This is a genomic window from Streptomyces sp. 4F14, from assembly GCF_048159485.1.
Taxonomy (GTDB): Bacteria; Actinomycetota; Actinomycetes; order Streptomycetales; family Streptomycetaceae; genus Streptomyces.
This window is the reverse complement of sequence record NZ_JBLRVY010000289.1, coordinates 1-351: the sequence shown is the minus strand read 5'-3', so window position 1 is coordinate 351 and position 351 is coordinate 1. Positions and strand designations below refer to the sequence as shown.

1 pseudogene is annotated in these 351 nt (G+C 68.1%); it reads right to left on the bottom strand.

What is annotated here, in order from left to right:
• Nucleotides 1–351 (bottom strand): annotated as a pseudogene (locus ACLZOT_RS50765) (MFS transporter); the annotation flags it as partial.

The window sequence follows — 351 nt, the reverse complement described above, 5'->3', positions numbered from 1 at the left end:
GGCTGAAGTCCAGCACGTCCTGCACGAACAGGGTGAGGAAGAAGAACATGCCGAACATCGCCGCGGCGAGGCTGAGCATGATGCCGTAGGTGCCCGCGCGGTTGCGGTCGGCGAACATGTGCAGGGGCGTGATCGGCTGTCTGGAGCGCTGCTCGACCAGGACGAACAGGATCAGGAAGACGACGGCCGCCCCGAACGAGCCCAGGGTGAACGGATCCCGCCAGCCGTCCTGCGCGGCCCGGATGAACCCGTACACCAGCAGCACCATGCCGATGGTGGAGGTCAGCGCGCCCGCGATGTCGAAGTGCCCGGGGTGGCGCTCGGACTCCCGGATCCAGCGCGGGGTGGCGA